The organism is Bacteroides sp. 3_1_23, from assembly GCF_000162555.1.
In the GTDB taxonomy this organism is placed as follows: domain Bacteria; phylum Bacteroidota; class Bacteroidia; order Bacteroidales; family Bacteroidaceae; genus Bacteroides; species Bacteroides ovatus.
Genome location: NZ_GG774949.1, coordinates 781,131 through 796,351, shown reverse-complemented (window position 1 = coordinate 796,351; position 15,221 = coordinate 781,131). Strand labels below are relative to the sequence as shown.

The 15,221-nt window shown below is 38.7% G+C and carries 12 protein-coding genes; 2 read left to right on the top strand and 10 right to left on the bottom strand.

All coding sequences use genetic code 11. The annotated features are described in order from the left end of the window. Window positions 1-2 precede the first annotated feature (2 nt). The 6 genes from HMPREF9010_RS21255 to HMPREF9010_RS21280 form a co-directional block, all read right to left on the bottom strand. Complete coding sequence (locus HMPREF9010_RS21255; protein ID WP_004302823.1) at window positions 3-683, bottom strand: DUF4843 domain-containing protein; 681 nt, start codon at window positions 681-683, stop codon at window positions 3-5. A 9-nt stretch (window positions 684-692) separates the two neighbouring features. Continuing rightward, the gene (locus HMPREF9010_RS21260; RefSeq protein WP_008646932.1) at window positions 693-2,216 is read right to left on the bottom strand and encodes a RagB/SusD family nutrient uptake outer membrane protein; all 1,524 of its coding nucleotides are present in this window, start codon (window positions 2,214-2,216) and stop codon (window positions 693-695) included. A gap of 16 nt (window positions 2,217-2,232) precedes the next feature. Continuing rightward, window positions 2,233-5,583 (bottom strand): SusC/RagA family TonB-linked outer membrane protein, encoded by a 3,351-nt coding sequence (locus tag HMPREF9010_RS21265; protein WP_008646931.1) that lies wholly within the window; start codon window positions 5,581-5,583, stop codon window positions 2,233-2,235. 133 nt (window positions 5,584-5,716) lie between these two features. After that, entirely contained in the window at window positions 5,717-6,892 is a 1,176-nt protein-coding gene (locus tag HMPREF9010_RS21270; protein ID WP_004324148.1) for a FecR family protein, read from the bottom strand. Window positions 6,893-6,929: 37 nt separating this feature from the next. After that, a complete protein-coding gene (locus HMPREF9010_RS21275) occupies window positions 6,930-7,433 on the bottom strand; it encodes a sigma-70 family RNA polymerase sigma factor (protein ID WP_004324147.1) in 504 nt (167 codons plus the stop codon). A 43-nt stretch (window positions 7,434-7,476) separates the two neighbouring features. After that, window positions 7,477-9,525: a helix-hairpin-helix domain-containing protein gene (locus HMPREF9010_RS21280; RefSeq protein ID WP_008646930.1), complete on the bottom strand. Its 2,049-nt coding sequence runs from the start codon at window positions 9,523-9,525 to the stop codon at window positions 7,477-7,479. Between the two features lie 144 nt (window positions 9,526-9,669). Between HMPREF9010_RS21280 and HMPREF9010_RS21285 the strand changes: the two genes are divergently transcribed. Beyond that, complete coding sequence (locus HMPREF9010_RS21285; protein WP_008646929.1) at window positions 9,670-10,248, top strand: DUF4294 domain-containing protein; 579 nt, start codon at window positions 9,670-9,672, stop codon at window positions 10,246-10,248. A gap of 360 nt (window positions 10,249-10,608) precedes the next feature. Here HMPREF9010_RS21285 and HMPREF9010_RS21290 read toward each other — a convergent pair whose 3' ends face one another. Beyond that, window positions 10,609-11,136, bottom strand: a complete 528-nt coding sequence (locus HMPREF9010_RS21290; RefSeq protein ID WP_008646928.1) for an RNA methyltransferase — start codon at window positions 11,134-11,136, stop codon at window positions 10,609-10,611. A gap of 500 nt (window positions 11,137-11,636) precedes the next feature. Between HMPREF9010_RS21290 and nadA the strand changes: the two genes are divergently transcribed. Next, window positions 11,637-12,575, top strand: coding sequence for a quinolinate synthase NadA (gene nadA, locus HMPREF9010_RS21300; protein WP_008646926.1), 939 nt, complete (start codon window positions 11,637-11,639; stop codon window positions 12,573-12,575). Window positions 12,576-12,717: 142 nt separating this feature from the next. Here nadA and HMPREF9010_RS21305 read toward each other — a convergent pair whose 3' ends face one another. Genes HMPREF9010_RS21305 through HMPREF9010_RS21315 form a run of 3 tightly spaced genes read right to left on the bottom strand, consistent with a single transcriptional unit; the run spans window position 12,718 to window position 15,141 of the window. Beyond that, on the bottom strand, window positions 12,718-13,560 hold the full coding sequence (locus tag HMPREF9010_RS21305) for a flagellar motor protein MotB (RefSeq protein ID WP_008646925.1): 843 nt from the start codon (window positions 13,558-13,560) through the stop codon (window positions 12,718-12,720). A 31-nt stretch (window positions 13,561-13,591) separates the two neighbouring features. Then, window positions 13,592-14,173, bottom strand: coding sequence for a non-canonical purine NTP diphosphatase (locus tag HMPREF9010_RS21310; protein WP_008646924.1), 582 nt, complete (start codon window positions 14,171-14,173; stop codon window positions 13,592-13,594). A 50-nt stretch (window positions 14,174-14,223) separates the two neighbouring features. Continuing rightward, complete coding sequence (locus HMPREF9010_RS21315) at window positions 14,224-15,141, bottom strand: YitT family protein (protein WP_004302802.1); 918 nt, start codon at window positions 15,139-15,141, stop codon at window positions 14,224-14,226. Window positions 15,142-15,221 lie beyond the last annotated feature (80 nt).

The window sequence follows — 15,221 nt, the reverse complement described above, 5'->3', positions numbered from 1 at the left end:
TCTTATTCATAATCAATTTCATCACCGTCTTCGCCTAGAATAGGAGGATTTCCTGCTTCAATGTATTCTTTGTAAGCTTGTTTGACCTTGTCAACATCCTCATCTTCCAGATCATCCCACACACGTTGGCATACATCCATAATAAACATATACTTATTATCACTATAACTGCCAAATATCCAATCTTCCCACTCATCCGGCTTCAGTTCCCACCTGACATTTAACACTTCCTGATTCTTTTCTACCAATCCTTTGTCAAACTGATGGAGAGGGTTATCCAAATCAAATTCCAAGTAACAACCATACACATTTCTACCGGACTCTACTTTCGGTCGGTTAATCTTATAGTAAAATACCTGGCAAACCGTATCAAGTTCAGTATATGTATACTTGCTTTCCAATAGTACATCTACTGAATTCTGATAATCGCTATTCGGGGTAACTTTCACACAGAAATCACGATTCTCTTTCAAAAGATCCCCTTGTATTCTTACCGTAAAACTGTCTACAGCATAAGGGTCATCTATCTTCACATAGTCCGTATCAACCAAAGTACGGACATGTGTGCTACTATAGAAATTGATACGAGGTGTCTGGTCATATAAGTCTATCTCGTTTTCACTGCATCCCACATAGATGCCGCAAACAAGAATAGCTAAAACAAAATATATAATACGTTTCATAATGCTTCATCATTTAGAGTTGTTTCCAAAAATATACTCATCATCCGGCAACGTCATCTGATAATGGGCTTCAGTCATCGTTTCAATCCCACAACCATGATAGGTGCTATAATTATGCGCTTTCAGGAAGTAGAAAAGCTGACCTTCCGCGAAATATTCTTTTCTATATTCTTTCATTATCTCATTGATACGTTTAGTCTGATTTTTGTCTTCTTCCGAAGTAGTATCAAGATCATCATATCCAGTAGTTATAATCTCGTCACTGTAAGAGATACCACGTGCAAAACGTACGGTATTCAATGCATCAGCACTTTCTGATGCAGAAGATGCACATTCCGCTACAATATAATACATTTCGGGCAAGCGTATCAAAGGAACTGCATTAGCACCGGAATAAGCATATCCGCCATTCAACGGTTTCTGGTTATATTTTCTACAAAAAACATCTGTTTGACTTGCCCCATTAACAACTTCAAACATTTCCGTATTTTTTCTCCAGTCGGTATTCCCTGCATCGGCTGTTTCATAGAAGAATTTGAATTTATCTCCATCCAGATAGAAACGTTGCTGAGTATTGGTATTCTCCATATCCATATAGTTACCAATAAGCAAGTTGGAGAATTCATTCACTGTTATTCCAAATATTTGCTCTGCATAGCGTATGGAATTGTAATTGGAAGCAGTCTGCGACTTGTACAATGCAAAATACTTAGAGGCAGCAATTACCTCTTTAGCATACTCCGTGGCCAATCCTTTGCTTTCCGCATCCCCTTTGTAACAATATACACGGGCCAGCATAGCTTTAACCGCATATAGATTCATACGAAATTCACGATTGACAAGAAAACTATTTTTCTTTGTAAAATCTTCATCCGTCTGGTCGGTAAAGAAATCAAGAGGATCATTCTCTTTCAGTAATTTTTCTGCGTCATTCAAATCTTTGAGAATAGCATCAACCACTTCATTGGCTGCCAGGACAGGAGTAGCATCTTTATCAAAAGTAGTACGGTAGGGTATAGCTTTGGATGCAGGATGTTCCTTATAAACAGGACCGAACATACGCAACAAATCAAAATGAAGAAAAGCGCGAAGCCCGAGTGCTTCTCCCTTCATGGTTTCATAATAGCGTTCGGTAACTAGGACATCTTTATTTTTGTCTATATACTCCAGGAAATTATTAATATTGGCTATGATATTATACATCGTTGAGTAAATCCCATTCTTCTTACTCAAAAACATGTTCTCATAATCAAATACAATACTCTGGTCGAAAACGGCATTTGTATTATATCCCGGATAATCAGAATATAATCCTGCCAGTTCATCCAAATAAGCATAAGTCAAGTCTCCGGCATACAATGTCTGGGTTCCCAACTTCAAATAAATACCTGTAAGCGCATCCTTAAATCCGGATTCCGACTCAAATTGCTTGTCGGTAGGAATAGAAGTCTTCGGAGATACATCCAACCAGTCGCTGCAAGACATAAGTCCCAGCATGGTTGTTGCTAATAGTATATATATTATCTGTTTCATACAAATATGTTTTTAATTAGAAAGCAACATTCAAAGCAAAAGTAAACTGACGGGAATACGGATAGTACAGACCTCTTTCGCGTTTCACTGTAGACCAATAGAAAAAGTCTTCCATATTAAACGTCACTTTGGCGGAGCTCAATCCCCAATGGCTGATAAATTTTGTATTAGTACGATCCATGCGATAGTAGACAGACAACGAACTTCCCTGGAATATATTTTCATCCATGATAAACCGAGAAGTAGCTTTCGTTTCCCAACCACTGGGGGTAAGAGTACGGAATTGTGCCTTGTCACCCGGTTTAGCCCAACGCAACTGACTTACCCGCCGGTCTACATTATATTTCAGATTGGCATTTTCCACCTTGTCAAGCAAAGTCTGATTATATACCTGACCGCCAAACTGATATCTGAAACTGACATCTGCTCCCCAACCTTTATATGTAAAGGAAGAATTAATATATCCTTGCCATGTAGGTTCCGTATTACCGATAGGTACTACATCATTCGCACTCCAGTTAACAGCGCTTGTCATTTCTCCGTTACGCTTTAATAATATTTCATCTCCGGAAGCCGGATCAATGCCTAATGAACGTACTACCCAAATACGCGACAAAGATTCACCTTCTTCATAACGTGGCAATGGTGTATCAGTCAGATTTGATGCATTCATATCATTCCTGTGTTTCATTGCTTCTGATATCTCCAGCAATTTGTCCGTATTATGAGAACCGTTTACCGTAATGGTCCAATAAGCCTGCTTGGCAGTATTCTTATAAGGAATAGCCGAAAGAGAAATTTCCCAACCTTTATTCTCTATCTTACCCAGGTTTTCCAGATAACTACCGAAGCCAAGAGAAGGAGCAAGGCTTATCGAAGTAACCATATTATCTGTTATTTTCCGGTAATACTCCACACGTGCGGTAAGACGCTGGTCAAAGAAACCGAGTTCCAAAGCAAGGTTAGTGCTTTTCGTTGTCTGCCATTTTAAACTTTCATTATGCATAGCCAGGATTTCCGAACCTGTTGCATCCGATGAGTAATAAGGAAGCAGCAAATTAGAGTATGTATAATAACCATGTGCCTGATAAGGATCAAAACCTTGCGAACCGGTCGTACCGTATGTACCCCTCAAAATGAAATCGGAAATAAAAGATACATCTTTCATGAAGTTCTCTTTTTTCAAATCCCAGCGCAATCCTGTTGACCAGAAAGGAGCCCAACGGTTATTTTTTCCAAACTGTGAAGAACCGTCCAAGCGTATATTAAAGTCGAACGAATACTTATATTTATAAGAATAACCTCCGGCAGCCACCCAACCGATAGAGCGTGTTGTCCTCTCATCGCCCGTCACTTTCTCATTATATTTCTTACCAAACAACAAGTTATCCATATTATCATTCGGGAAACCGGTCACATAGTTTCCATAAGTCTCCGAATTATTCTCCAATACACTCATGCGTACATTAGCAGTCAGATAATGGTCTTTCAATTGCTTGTTCCAGCTTCCTGTCAAATCGATTCCCCAACTGACAGCTTCACTCTGGCTTCTGCGGTAATCACCTCTTAAGGTAGGATCGGTCACATTATCAAAAAGCGTATGTTGTGCAGGACGGAAAATATCACGATGTCCTACACTCTTAGATAAATTGAAAGCTCCTTCAAACCGCAATTCATTAGTAGGATTATATTCCACCTTGAAAAGTTCACGTACTGTAAAGTTCTTGCTTTGGTCTTTACTGTTGAATGTCGTATTGTACATCGGATTCAGATAACTCGATTCACCGCCTACTCCTTCAAAATTATCAAGCCGTTTCTGTATCTCCCCGTTCTCTCCATACGGACGCAAATAAGGATTCAAGCGGGTATATTCACTGAAACTTCCCCACGGAGACTCATTAGCTACCGAATTATCCAACGTAATGCTATTCTTTAATAACACTTTTTTCAGACGATACTGAAAATCAAGCGATCCGGTCAATACATCACGCTTACTGTCTTTCATCACACCCGGAGAACTATTGTATCCGACATACATCCGATAACGCAAAGCTTCATCACCACCTTCCAATGTAACGGTATGCCGTTGTTGGAAAGCTGTTTGCAAAGGTTTGTCCAACCAGTACGTATTTACTCCCGCCAATACTTCACGCAATTTAGACTGATAGAGCTGCCATTTTTCAACAGTCTCACCACCGTATGTATAAAGTCCGCTTTTTAACTCTGCATCTATCTTCTCTCTTGCATTCATCAAGTTATATCCGGTCATATCCGGAGCTTCAATACGAAGTTCCCCACCATAAGTCACCCAAATCCGTCCCGGTTTGGGCGTCTTGCTTTCGATAACAATTACTCCATTTGCCGCACGTGAACCGTAGATAGCCGTAGCTGCCGCATCTTTCAACAAAACGATAGAAGCAACACGATCGGGATCCATATCGGCAAGTGTCTGTATACTGATTTCAAATCCGTCCATGATAAGCAACGGTTGGTTGGCATACGTCTCATACTCGCCCTGAACTGCCAGCACATCATTACTGGTAGAATTAAAATCTACAGATTGTGTGCCCATATCCATATTTGCACTACCACGCATACGCATATCAGGCAAACCATTCGGATTAGATCCCATATTGATATTATCCACAATACGAAGTCCGGGAGCGACAGCGGCTATCGCTTTAGCCACATTGTTCGTACTATATTTCTTCAGATCCTCACCTTTGATAGTAACAGCCGAACCGGTAAATCCTTCTTTCTTTCTGTTAAACATACCTGTCACCACTACTTCATCCAGCGCCCTTGTATCAGATTTCATCACTACCGACATATAAGATGAAGGATGCAAGAACTGGGTTTCCAAACCTACATACGATATTCTGACACGGCTATCTTTTGGAACATCAGAAAGCTGAAAATTACCATTATTGTCTGTGATAGTACGGATATTACTAGGATCTTCCACTATAATAGTGGCACCAACCACCGGAAGCCCGTCTTCTTCGGAAAGCACTTTTCCTTTTACTTGTGAGAAAAACTTTTTAGAATCCTTTTGTGTGATATTGATGAATTGTCCGTCAATGTGATATTTCAACGGATTTTTTCCAATAATCACCTTCAACGCTTCATCAACTGTAGCTTTTTCTACTTTTCCGGTAGAAGTATAAGAGCTAATTTCATCATAGATAAAAAGAACTTTATACCCCGATACTTTTTCAAAACGTTTAAAAATAGAGGGTAACCCTTCATTTTTAAACTCCATTGTTATTTGCTTTTCTTTACCTGTCTGTGCTTCTACACGCCATGAATAGGCAAAAAGGAAAAGCAAGAATAAAACAATGAACTTCTGTGCCTGATTTCTTTTCATAAGCCTGAATAGTTAAATAATATTTCATTCTTTTAATTGTATACGAAGTTTAAAAAAGAATGGTTACCCTTAAAATAGTTTTTTTTTCAGAAATATATTTTTCTATTCAGATTTATATCTTTTTGCTTGCTTTTTATTCGATAATTAGTTTTCCTGCTTCAAAATAAGCATGTATTCTCTCCATTCGATTCAATAATTCAATCAAGTGAAAGATGTCCTGATGACGATTTGCAAAGAAATGCATACGAAGATCCATGATTTTGCTATTGCGGAACTCAATATCTATATTATACCAACGTCCTATTTCTTTCATCATGTCAACCAGAGCAACATCGTCAAAATAGAAAAATCCTTCCTTCCAATACAAAAATGATTCAATATCCACCTCATTCACGGCAAATGTTCCGTCAGAAGAAAGTTGTACGCTTTGTCCTGGCACCATTTCAACACTATGGACTCCACAAGTATCGCTCACAGCCACTTTTCCTGTAATGAGCGTAACACGGACATCAGTAGGAGAGTAGCTACGTACATTAAATTCCGTTCCCAATACACGAATCTGCAGATTTCCACTTTTCACGATAAAAGGATGTGCTGCATCTTTAGCAACTTTAAAATAGGCTTCACCTTCCAAAGAGACGACTCGTTCTTTTCCTTTGAAAACAGTAGGATAAGCCAAACGACTGTCTGAATTCAAGAATACTTCAGTCCCCTCGGATAAAACAACTTTAAATGTCTCTCCTCTAGGAATACTTAATCTATGTATCTGTACTTTCTGTTTTCCTACTTCCTTGGTTTCTGTCTGAAGGAGAGCACGACTATAATCTATTTCCTTAGAAGACAACTGCGCAGTAGAGTAAGACGAAAGAGATTCTACCACTTCTTTCAATGGCTTTATTTCTTTCTCATCATTCACTTGTAAAGTGACTTCCTGGGCAATATGATTGGCTTGAAACACTTTAATAATTTCCGGTTGTGAGGAAATCATCATTGCACGCAAAACTAAAATGATGGCAACAGCCGCCGCTACACCTGTGACACTAGCCCACAGTATGCGTGTATTTTTTCTTCGATCATTCTTAGAATGTTTATTACGAAAATCTGCCAGTTCTTTCCGGACATCAATTGCCAGTAAATTTTGCTCTTTCTGCATCTCTATCACAATTTCTGCCAAATCAGAACATGCTTGCAAACATTCCTCATCTTCTTCCAAATTATGCAATTGACCAGCAGTTATATGCGAACGATTCTCCATAATTTCCAGGAGTTCTTCTTCCGACTTGCTTATATTTATATTCTTTTCATCCATAAATAGTGTATTCAATATATATATTTACGTTTTAAAGTCAATTCCGGTTACCCTTTTGGCCTAATTCTTCGCGAAGAATGCGTAAAGCCTTCACTATATTCTTATGAACGGCCGCGACACTTACATTTAATTCTTCGGCCACTTCCTTATATTTCTTATTATGAATATAGCATGCTTCCAAAATATGATAATTATAAGGAGTCAACTTCTTCATAGCTTCACGAATACGCAAAACACGAGAATCAGAATTTTGCGAATCGCCTTCTATCATTTTATCAGTCAATTGCGCAGTAAACTCTACATATTCTTCATGAATATTTTGCTTGCGAAGGTAATCTATGCAACGTGTACGGATGATTGTATAAAGATAAGTTTTCGCCGTTGCTTCTTCTATCTTTTCATAATTACGCCACAAATACTCAAAAGCATCACTTACGATATCCCTGCATACTTCAGCATCATTTATGAAATAGTATGCAAAATATACAAACTGTGCATACCATTCATTAAACATTTTGTCAAAAGTAGCCCTGTCATCCATTTAATATCGTATTCTTCTGTTATTTCTGGCAGACAAATATACATTAAAACTTAATACGTAGTTGCATTTGTACATCTGCTTTTTTATTTCCATAGATTAAATCATTGCCGGAACCAATCTCATTCCGGTCTAAATAAATGGTTTCTCCAAACTTGGTTATCAATAGAAAGTGTTTGTTCAGTTCATATCTCAAACGGATACTACACCGGAATCCACGACCTTGAAAAGACGGAGTATAAAACGTATAAAGCAATCCGCTTTCCGAAGCATATACACGCGAGTCATAATCGTCTGTAAAAAAGTAACTGCCCTGAACGTCAGCAAACAGCCTGGCCCAAGGCAGTTGGGAGGATATCATTTGTGTAACCTGATATCCTTTATTAGCAGCTCTGTCCTGAGAATGAAAATGATTATAATCTAAAGTTGTACGACTGCTTAACACATCTCCTAAAGAATAGTTCAAACGATAGCGAAGTTGATGGTGAAAAATAGGAAGTGTTAGTGTTCCTTTACTACCTGTCCAGTCACGCTCTTTTTGTTTATAACGATACCTTAGATACATGGATAAATTGCTGTATGGAGTAAAAGTGGTTTGGAACAGACCATCTGTTCCGCGGGAGGGTTTATTCACTCTGTATTTTTTCCACGGAAAGGAAAATAAATCGAATGAGGCGAAAAACTTCCAATAAGCAAAAGGAGAAGTTTCCAAGCCGATATAATATCCCTGTTCATTTTGTGTCGTACTTCCTTCACCGAATGAATGGGCAAACATAGCCCAATAGTCATAAGAATAAAACCGATGTATCAACATGATTTGAGTGTTTTGAACCGGTGAATATTGCAAACGATTCAAAGAAGCCCAACCTTGTTTTCCGATGGCTGTTTCTCCCTGAAAAGAAAAACGATGCCAGCGATAAGCATAATCAATCCCTAGATTATAGAAGTTGTTTCCATGAAGATTGTATTTGGAATAGCCTGTTAATTCCGGTTCGTATGGTCGGTTGAAAAGGTAGTAAATACCGGTGATACCCAGGTGGATACGGTTGTGTTGATAACTCACGTTTCCACCTGTTAATTGCATGGTGAACAGGTTCTTTTTATTTGCTTCTTTTTGACTTCGGTGCAGTCCGGTTTTATAGATAGAGGTGATTGCTCCGTCAGTGATTACTCCATCTAATAAACGGTGTGAATAGAAACCGGAAACATCCCAATCTTTAGATAAAGCAATAGTGGCGGCCACTCCCCGAAAATAATTGTATTCATCGCTGGAAGAATGTTTCTTTATTCCGCCACTGCGATTGTTGAAAGAAGAGGCGTAGATTGTTTTTCCCATCAGATAATCAGTGCTAATCACTAATCCTTGTCCGAAACTAAGCCGATAGTTACCAACAGCTAATGCTTTTAATCGTCCACAATCTTTTAATAACAGATAAAAGGAATAATAATCGTAGCCATAGCGATTGTGTAAAGCTCCAAAAGGTTCTCCAGCATCTTTTTCAGCAACGATTCCTGCATAGAGTCGGTCACTGTATCGGAAACTGTATTTCACAGAGTTATAAACAGAAGGTCCTAAATAGGTATGTTCATAACCTTTTCGCTTATAAAATGGTATATCAAAGCGGGTTAAGAGTTCATTCTTTCCATACTTCGCTGCGTTTTTCAACAGGCTTTTCCACCGGAAAGCAGGTTTATTGTTAATAGCTTTTATACAGACGAAAGGCAGTAAATACTGGATTGTTTGCTTATCCATCTCTTCTACCAGTTGAAGTTCATAGATGGTTTTCATCTGTCCATGTATATAGATGTAGGCCAACAGATGTTCAATCTGAATATCACTAAGGAAAGGAAACTGTTCGAGTTGTTCACGGGTAGCAACATTCAAATTTACTGGTTCTTGCATACGATTGGAAAGTTCTTCCAATTCATTTTCCCAATTAGGAGTATTAACAGAGTTATCAGTTCCGTTATTAATAGATAAATCTTCAAGAACATTTTCTAAAAGACTTTCAGAAGGGTTTTGAGCACTACAAGCAGGAATTATTAACAGGCTGTTTATAATACTTATCAACCGTAAAAGTTGAATCGTTTTCATCAATAAAATGGTTTATTCTTCCTGCTTTTTAACAGATAAGGCCGCAAAGATACTTTAAATAGGTTAACATCGAAGAGAAATGTCTGAATAATAAAATTTTAATTCTATTTTTGTATCGTGAAAAGAAGGCTTAACATAGTAGTAATGACGCTTTTTGCTATTGTTTGTTGTTCGTTGCGCCTGCACGCTCAAGAAAAACAAAGTATCAATGGATATTTGGTTCCGATGTGTATCTACAATGGAGATACCATTCCATGTGTCCAGTTAAGAACTGTGTATATTTTCCGTCCGTTGAAATTCAAGAATGAAAAGGAACGTCAGGAATATTACCGACTGATTCGCAATGTGAAAAAGGTATATCCCATCTCCAGGGAAATTAACCAGGCTATCATTGAAACTTACGAATATCTTCAGACTTTGCCCAATGAGAAAGCCCGCCAAAAACATATCAAACGGGTTGAAAAAGGATTGAAAGAGCAATATACTCCCCGAATGAAGAAACTCTCGTTTGCACAGGGAAAACTGTTGATTAAATTAATAGACCGCCAAAGCAATTCTACCAGTTATGAATTGGTGAAAGCATTTATGGGACCTTTCAAAGCGGGATTCTATCAGACTTTTGCTGTATTGTTCGGGGCCAGTTTAAAAAAAGAATATGATCCGCAAGGTGAAGACAAACTAACGGAACGTGTAGTGTTGATGGTGGAGAACGGACAGATCTAAAATCAATCGGCTTATAAGTTTATCAACTTTATAAACTAATTGATCACTACTTAACCATACTAGTTATCATTTCAAGAATTAACAAGCTTCCTGCAAGGTATTAATTTCCGGTTTCTCAGAAGTTAATACTTGAGTTCCCAGCTATTAATACGTATCATATAGGCTGTTAATACCTGAAAACTCAAGTATTAACAGCCTGAAAACGAACTATCAACAACTATAATAATAACTACCCAACACCCATAGAATCAACATGGCTCCATATAGTTATAAACAGAACATAGTTATTGATTATAAATGAATTAACTAAGCTATTAACTCGTTATAAACAACTTATTAACCAATCCTGTATTATGACTATTAGTGTAACTTTTTGAACAAATCCCAAATCACAATACCGGTAGTTACGGAAACATTCAACGAATGTTTGGTACCATATTGAGGAATCTCTATACAGCCATCCGAATGGTTAATAACCTCCTGCTGTACCCCTTTCACTTCGTTTCCCATCACGATAGCGTACTTCTTGGTTTTATCCAGCTGAAGTTCATCAAACATGATGCTTCCTTCCGCCTGTTCTACAGAATAAACGATATACCCTTCGTTTTTGAGGTTATCAACAGCATCAACAGCGTTATTAACATACTTCCAGTCGACAGTAAACTCTGCACCTAACGCAGTCTTATGCATTTCAGGGTGCGGTGGGGTAGCTGTTATACCACACAGATAGATACATTCAATACGGAAAGCATCCGAAGTACGGAACACAGAACCTATATTGTGCAAACTACGAATATCATCCAGCACTACTACCAAGGGCAGTTTTTCAACCTGTTTAAACTCTTCGGCACTGATACGGTTCAGCTCTGTTATTTTCAGTTTACGCATACGTCTTTTCTTTTATTATGTTCTTGTCCACAAAGGTAATTCTTTTCAGTTAACAAGGTGTTGATAACGGTTTAAAACCTGTCAAAACTATCGGCAAAGATTTTGAAAAATAATTCTTGCATTATTCAAAAGAAGATATAAGAGGCATTCATTATGAACATTCCAAAAAACTAACCCAAAACTTTCTACACAGACATAAACATATTTTTCAGCACTTATCTGCCTGTTTATATCCATAAAGTTTTTAACTTTGCACATTATCAACAGGAGGTTAATAGCAAACTTCCATTTGACGGCATTTAACGATGCTTTCATTGATAATGAAGCAAGTAGAATAGGATATTTTGCCCTTTACATCAGTTCATAACCGACTCATAAAGCAGAAGTATGGACTAATAACTTATCCGGCAAGAAAAATCGTATTTATTTGCTAACATTATTAACAGGCTATCATCACTAACAAAGGATTTTTTTAAAAGGAAAGAAATAAGAATATTATTATGAATGAACTCATAAAGGCTATTAACGAGCTAAAGAAAGAAAAGAATGCAATCATTCTGGGACACTACTACCAGAAAGGGGAAATACAAGACATCGCTGATTATGTTGGCGACAGTTTGGCATTAGCTCAATGGGCAGCCAAAACGGAAGCGGACATTATTGTGATGTGTGGCGTTCACTTTATGGGGGAAACGGCAAAGGTGCTTTGTCCGGACAAGAAAGTGTTGGTGCCCGACATGGCGGCAGGTTGTTCGTTGGCGGACAGTTGTCAGGCGGATCAGTTTGCACAGTTTGTTAAAGAACACCCGGGATACACCGTTATTTCTTACGTCAATACGACAGCTGCGGTGAAAGCAGTAACGGATGTGGTGGTGACTTCCACTAATGCGAAGCAGATCGTGGAAAGCTTCCCTAAAGATGAGAAAATAATCTTTGGTCCGGATAGGAATCTGGGTAATTATATCAACTCAGTTACGAATAGGAATATGCTTCTTTGGGACGGAGCTTGTCATGTGCATGAACAATTCTCTGTTGAAAAGATTATGGAATTGAAGACGCAGTATCCCGAAGCATTGGTGCTGGCACATCCCGAATGTAAGAGTACGGTTTTGAAACTGGCGGATGTGGTAGGATCTACAGCTGCTTTGTTGAAGTATGCAGTGAATCATCCGGAAAACACGTATATTGTGGCTACCGAATCGGGGATTTTGCATGAGATGCAGAAGAAGTGTCCGCAGACGACGTTTATTCCTGCTCCTCCGAACGATAGTACGTGCGGATGTAACGAGTGTAGCTTCATGCGGTTGAATACGTTAGAGAAGCTCTATGAGTGTCTGAAGAATGAAGCACCGGAAATTACGGTAGATCCGGAGGTGGCGAAGAAAGCAGTGAAGCCGATTCAACGAATGTTGGAGATTTCGGCTAAGTTGGGATTGTAAAGAAATTTGGTTTCTATTATTGTTCTTGAATGAATAACAATTAGAAACTGTTTTAAAATAATTCAATTCTTTAAAGATAAAAAATCCTCCCAGTTTATTAACCGAGAGGATTTTTATTGTTGATTATTGAATCAATTATTTTTTATCTGGATTCTTCCGAACTTTGAAGCATCTGGAACAACTTATCCAGTTTCGGAGCCATGATAATCTCTGTACGGCGATTCTTGCTTCTTCCTTCTGCTGTTTTGTTGTCATCAACAGGCATATATTCACCGCGGCCGCTAGGCTGAATCTGCAAAGGATTTACATTATAATTCTTGATGAGAATACGAACTACGGAAGTCGCGCGGATCACACTTAAATCCCAGTTATCCTTGAATTGTACAGTGTTGATCGGTTTGTTATCCGTATGTCCTTCGATAAATACGTCGATGTCCGTCTGTTTGTTCAGTACTTCGGCCAGTTTGCCGAGAGCTTCCTCACCGCGCTTATCCAGGCGGGCACTTCCTGACTGGAATAATAATTTGTCGGACATCGCTACATATACTTTTCCGTCTTTCTCGCGAACGGTCAGCTCGTCAGTACTAAAACCAAGTAATGCATCTTTTACATTGCTCAAGAGATTTTGTACCTTATCATTTTGCGCCTTAATCATGTCTTGCAATTCATTGATCGTGCGTTCTCTTTCGTTCAGCTCATTTTTCTTCTGGCTCAACAGCGCATTCAGTTTTTCCTGTTCAGTCATGTTGACATTCAACATACTCTGATACTGGCGGATACTGTTCCCCATCTTGGTCGTATCACGCAAGAGGTTTTTGACTTGTGCCGATAGCTGGTTACCAACTTCGCGGGAGTTATTCAACAACCCTTGCAGACTGTCTTTGCTTGCGGTGGCTGCCATCTCTGCAAGCATGAACTTCTTTTTTGTTACACACGAAGTACACAATAGGAGCGTAAGTAAAGTAAATAAAGTAATTTTCTTCATTGTGTTTTATATTTTAAGTGGGTATGTATAATCAGCTTTGCAGAAACTCACAAAGCTTCTGTACAGCCAGTGCACGATGGCTGATTTGGTTTTTGATATCATTTCCCAATTCGGCAAAAGTCCGGTCGTAACCTTCAGGCATGAATACAGGATCGTAGCCAAATCCGGAATCACCACGTTTTTCTTTGATTATTTCGCCTTTTATCACTCCTTCAAAGAGATACTCCTTTCCGTCCAGTATCAACGAAATAGCGGTGCGGAATTGTGCTTTACGGTTTTCCTTTCCGTCCAGTTCGTGAAGAAGTTTGATCATATTAGCTTGGGCGTCGTGTCCTTCACCTCCTGCATAGCGGGCGGAATAGACTCCGGGAGCTCCGTTCAAGGCTTCCACTTCCAATCCTGTATCATCGGCAAAACAGTCCAGATGATAGTTTTTATAGATATAGGAAGATTTTAATAGCGCATTTCCTTCCAGTGTTTCAGCTGTTTCGGGAATATCTGTTTGGCAACTGATATCATTGAGACTTAGTAATTCCACTTGATCTCCTAAGATAGCGGCTACTTCTTCCAGTTTATGAGCGTTATTGGTAGCAAATACAAGTTTGCGTTTCATCATCTTATTTTTTGTTTTAACAAGGTTGTTCAATACTTGTCAACCAGTTATTATTTCACTTTTAGTTTATCGAATCCTTCGCCATACACGCCGATAACAGAACTTTGAGAGATAAAAGCATTTGGATCAATGCGTTTTACCAAACGGAAAATGTCGAGTGACTGACGTTTCTTGGCAAGTACTACCAATACTTTCACATTGTTTTTACTGTACCATCCCGTACCGTCGAGTACTGTTACTCCCCGGTCGGCATCTTTAATAATCCGGTCGGCTATTTCATCATATTTCTTGGAGAAGATGAAGAATTGAACCGATTGACGGGCACTGTTGATAATCCAGTCGAGCACAACGCCAATGATAAACAGAGTGACAAAACCGAAAATAACCCGGCGCCAGTCATGAAATATAAAGTAACAGGAACTGATAATGAATACATCACAAATCATAATCATTCGTCCGAGTGATACATCTTTGTATTTATTGACGATAGCGGCGATAATATCTGTTCCACCCGTACTTCCATTGTAGTTGAAAGTGATACCCAGACCTACACCGCACATGGCTGCACCGATAATGCAGGCCATGAAATCCTGCCCTGTACCGAGTAACAACGGTTTACCGTCCGGCGTCATATCCGGCGCTTCTACATAATTGTTCACCACCAACTGGAATAACCAAAGCAGAAAAGTCAGTGTAAAAATAGCATAAGTGGTTTTTATACTAAATCTTGGACCTAATACCCGGATGGCAAAGGTCATCAGAACTGCATTAATAATGAAGTATGACCATTGGATTGGAAATCCCGTTGCATAATAGATAATAGCTCCGATACCGGTAGTTCCTCCGGTAGTTATCTGATAAGGTAACAGGAATGCAGCCCATCCCAAAGAATAGCTTATCAATCCGAGAGTGATGTAGATATAATCTTTCACTTCTCTCATTACTTCTGCTTTTGATAGTTTATGCATAGGATTTTAAGTAATAGGATTTTATAAAGTATTAGGTATAAAGTATTAAGTATTAACCTGGCGGATATATTGGGATAGCG

Excerpts from the sequence above, each read along its gene's own strand:
- HMPREF9010_RS21255 (WP_004302823.1), bottom strand. The coding sequence starts at position 683 with ATGAAACGTATTATATATTTTGTTTTAGCTATTCTTGTTTGCGGCATC.
- HMPREF9010_RS21260 (WP_008646932.1), bottom strand. The coding sequence starts at position 2,216 with ATGAAACAGATAATATATATACTATTAGCAACAACCATGCTGGGACTT.
- HMPREF9010_RS21265 (WP_008646931.1), bottom strand. The coding sequence starts at position 5,583 with ATGAAAAGAAATCAGGCACAGAAGTTCATTGTTTTATTCTTGCTTTTC.
- HMPREF9010_RS21270 (WP_004324148.1), bottom strand. The coding sequence starts at position 6,892 with ATGGATGAAAAGAATATAAATATAAGCAAGTCGGAAGAAGAACTCCTG.
- HMPREF9010_RS21275 (WP_004324147.1), bottom strand. The coding sequence starts at position 7,433 with ATGGATGACAGGGCTACTTTTGACAAAATGTTTAATGAATGGTATGCA.
- HMPREF9010_RS21280 (WP_008646930.1), bottom strand. The coding sequence starts at position 9,525 with ATGAAAACGATTCAACTTTTACGGTTGATAAGTATTATAAACAGCCTG.
- HMPREF9010_RS21285 (WP_008646929.1), top strand. The coding sequence starts at position 9,670 with ATGACGCTTTTTGCTATTGTTTGTTGTTCGTTGCGCCTGCACGCTCAA.
- HMPREF9010_RS21290 (WP_008646928.1), bottom strand. The coding sequence starts at position 11,136 with ATGCGTAAACTGAAAATAACAGAGCTGAACCGTATCAGTGCCGAAGAG.
- nadA (WP_008646926.1), top strand. The coding sequence starts at position 11,637 with ATGAATGAACTCATAAAGGCTATTAACGAGCTAAAGAAAGAAAAGAAT.
- HMPREF9010_RS21305 (WP_008646925.1), bottom strand. The coding sequence starts at position 13,560 with ATGAAGAAAATTACTTTATTTACTTTACTTACGCTCCTATTGTGTACT.
- HMPREF9010_RS21310 (WP_008646924.1), bottom strand. The coding sequence starts at position 14,173 with ATGAAACGCAAACTTGTATTTGCTACCAATAACGCTCATAAACTGGAA.
- HMPREF9010_RS21315 (WP_004302802.1), bottom strand. The coding sequence starts at position 15,141 with ATGCATAAACTATCAAAAGCAGAAGTAATGAGAGAAGTGAAAGATTAT.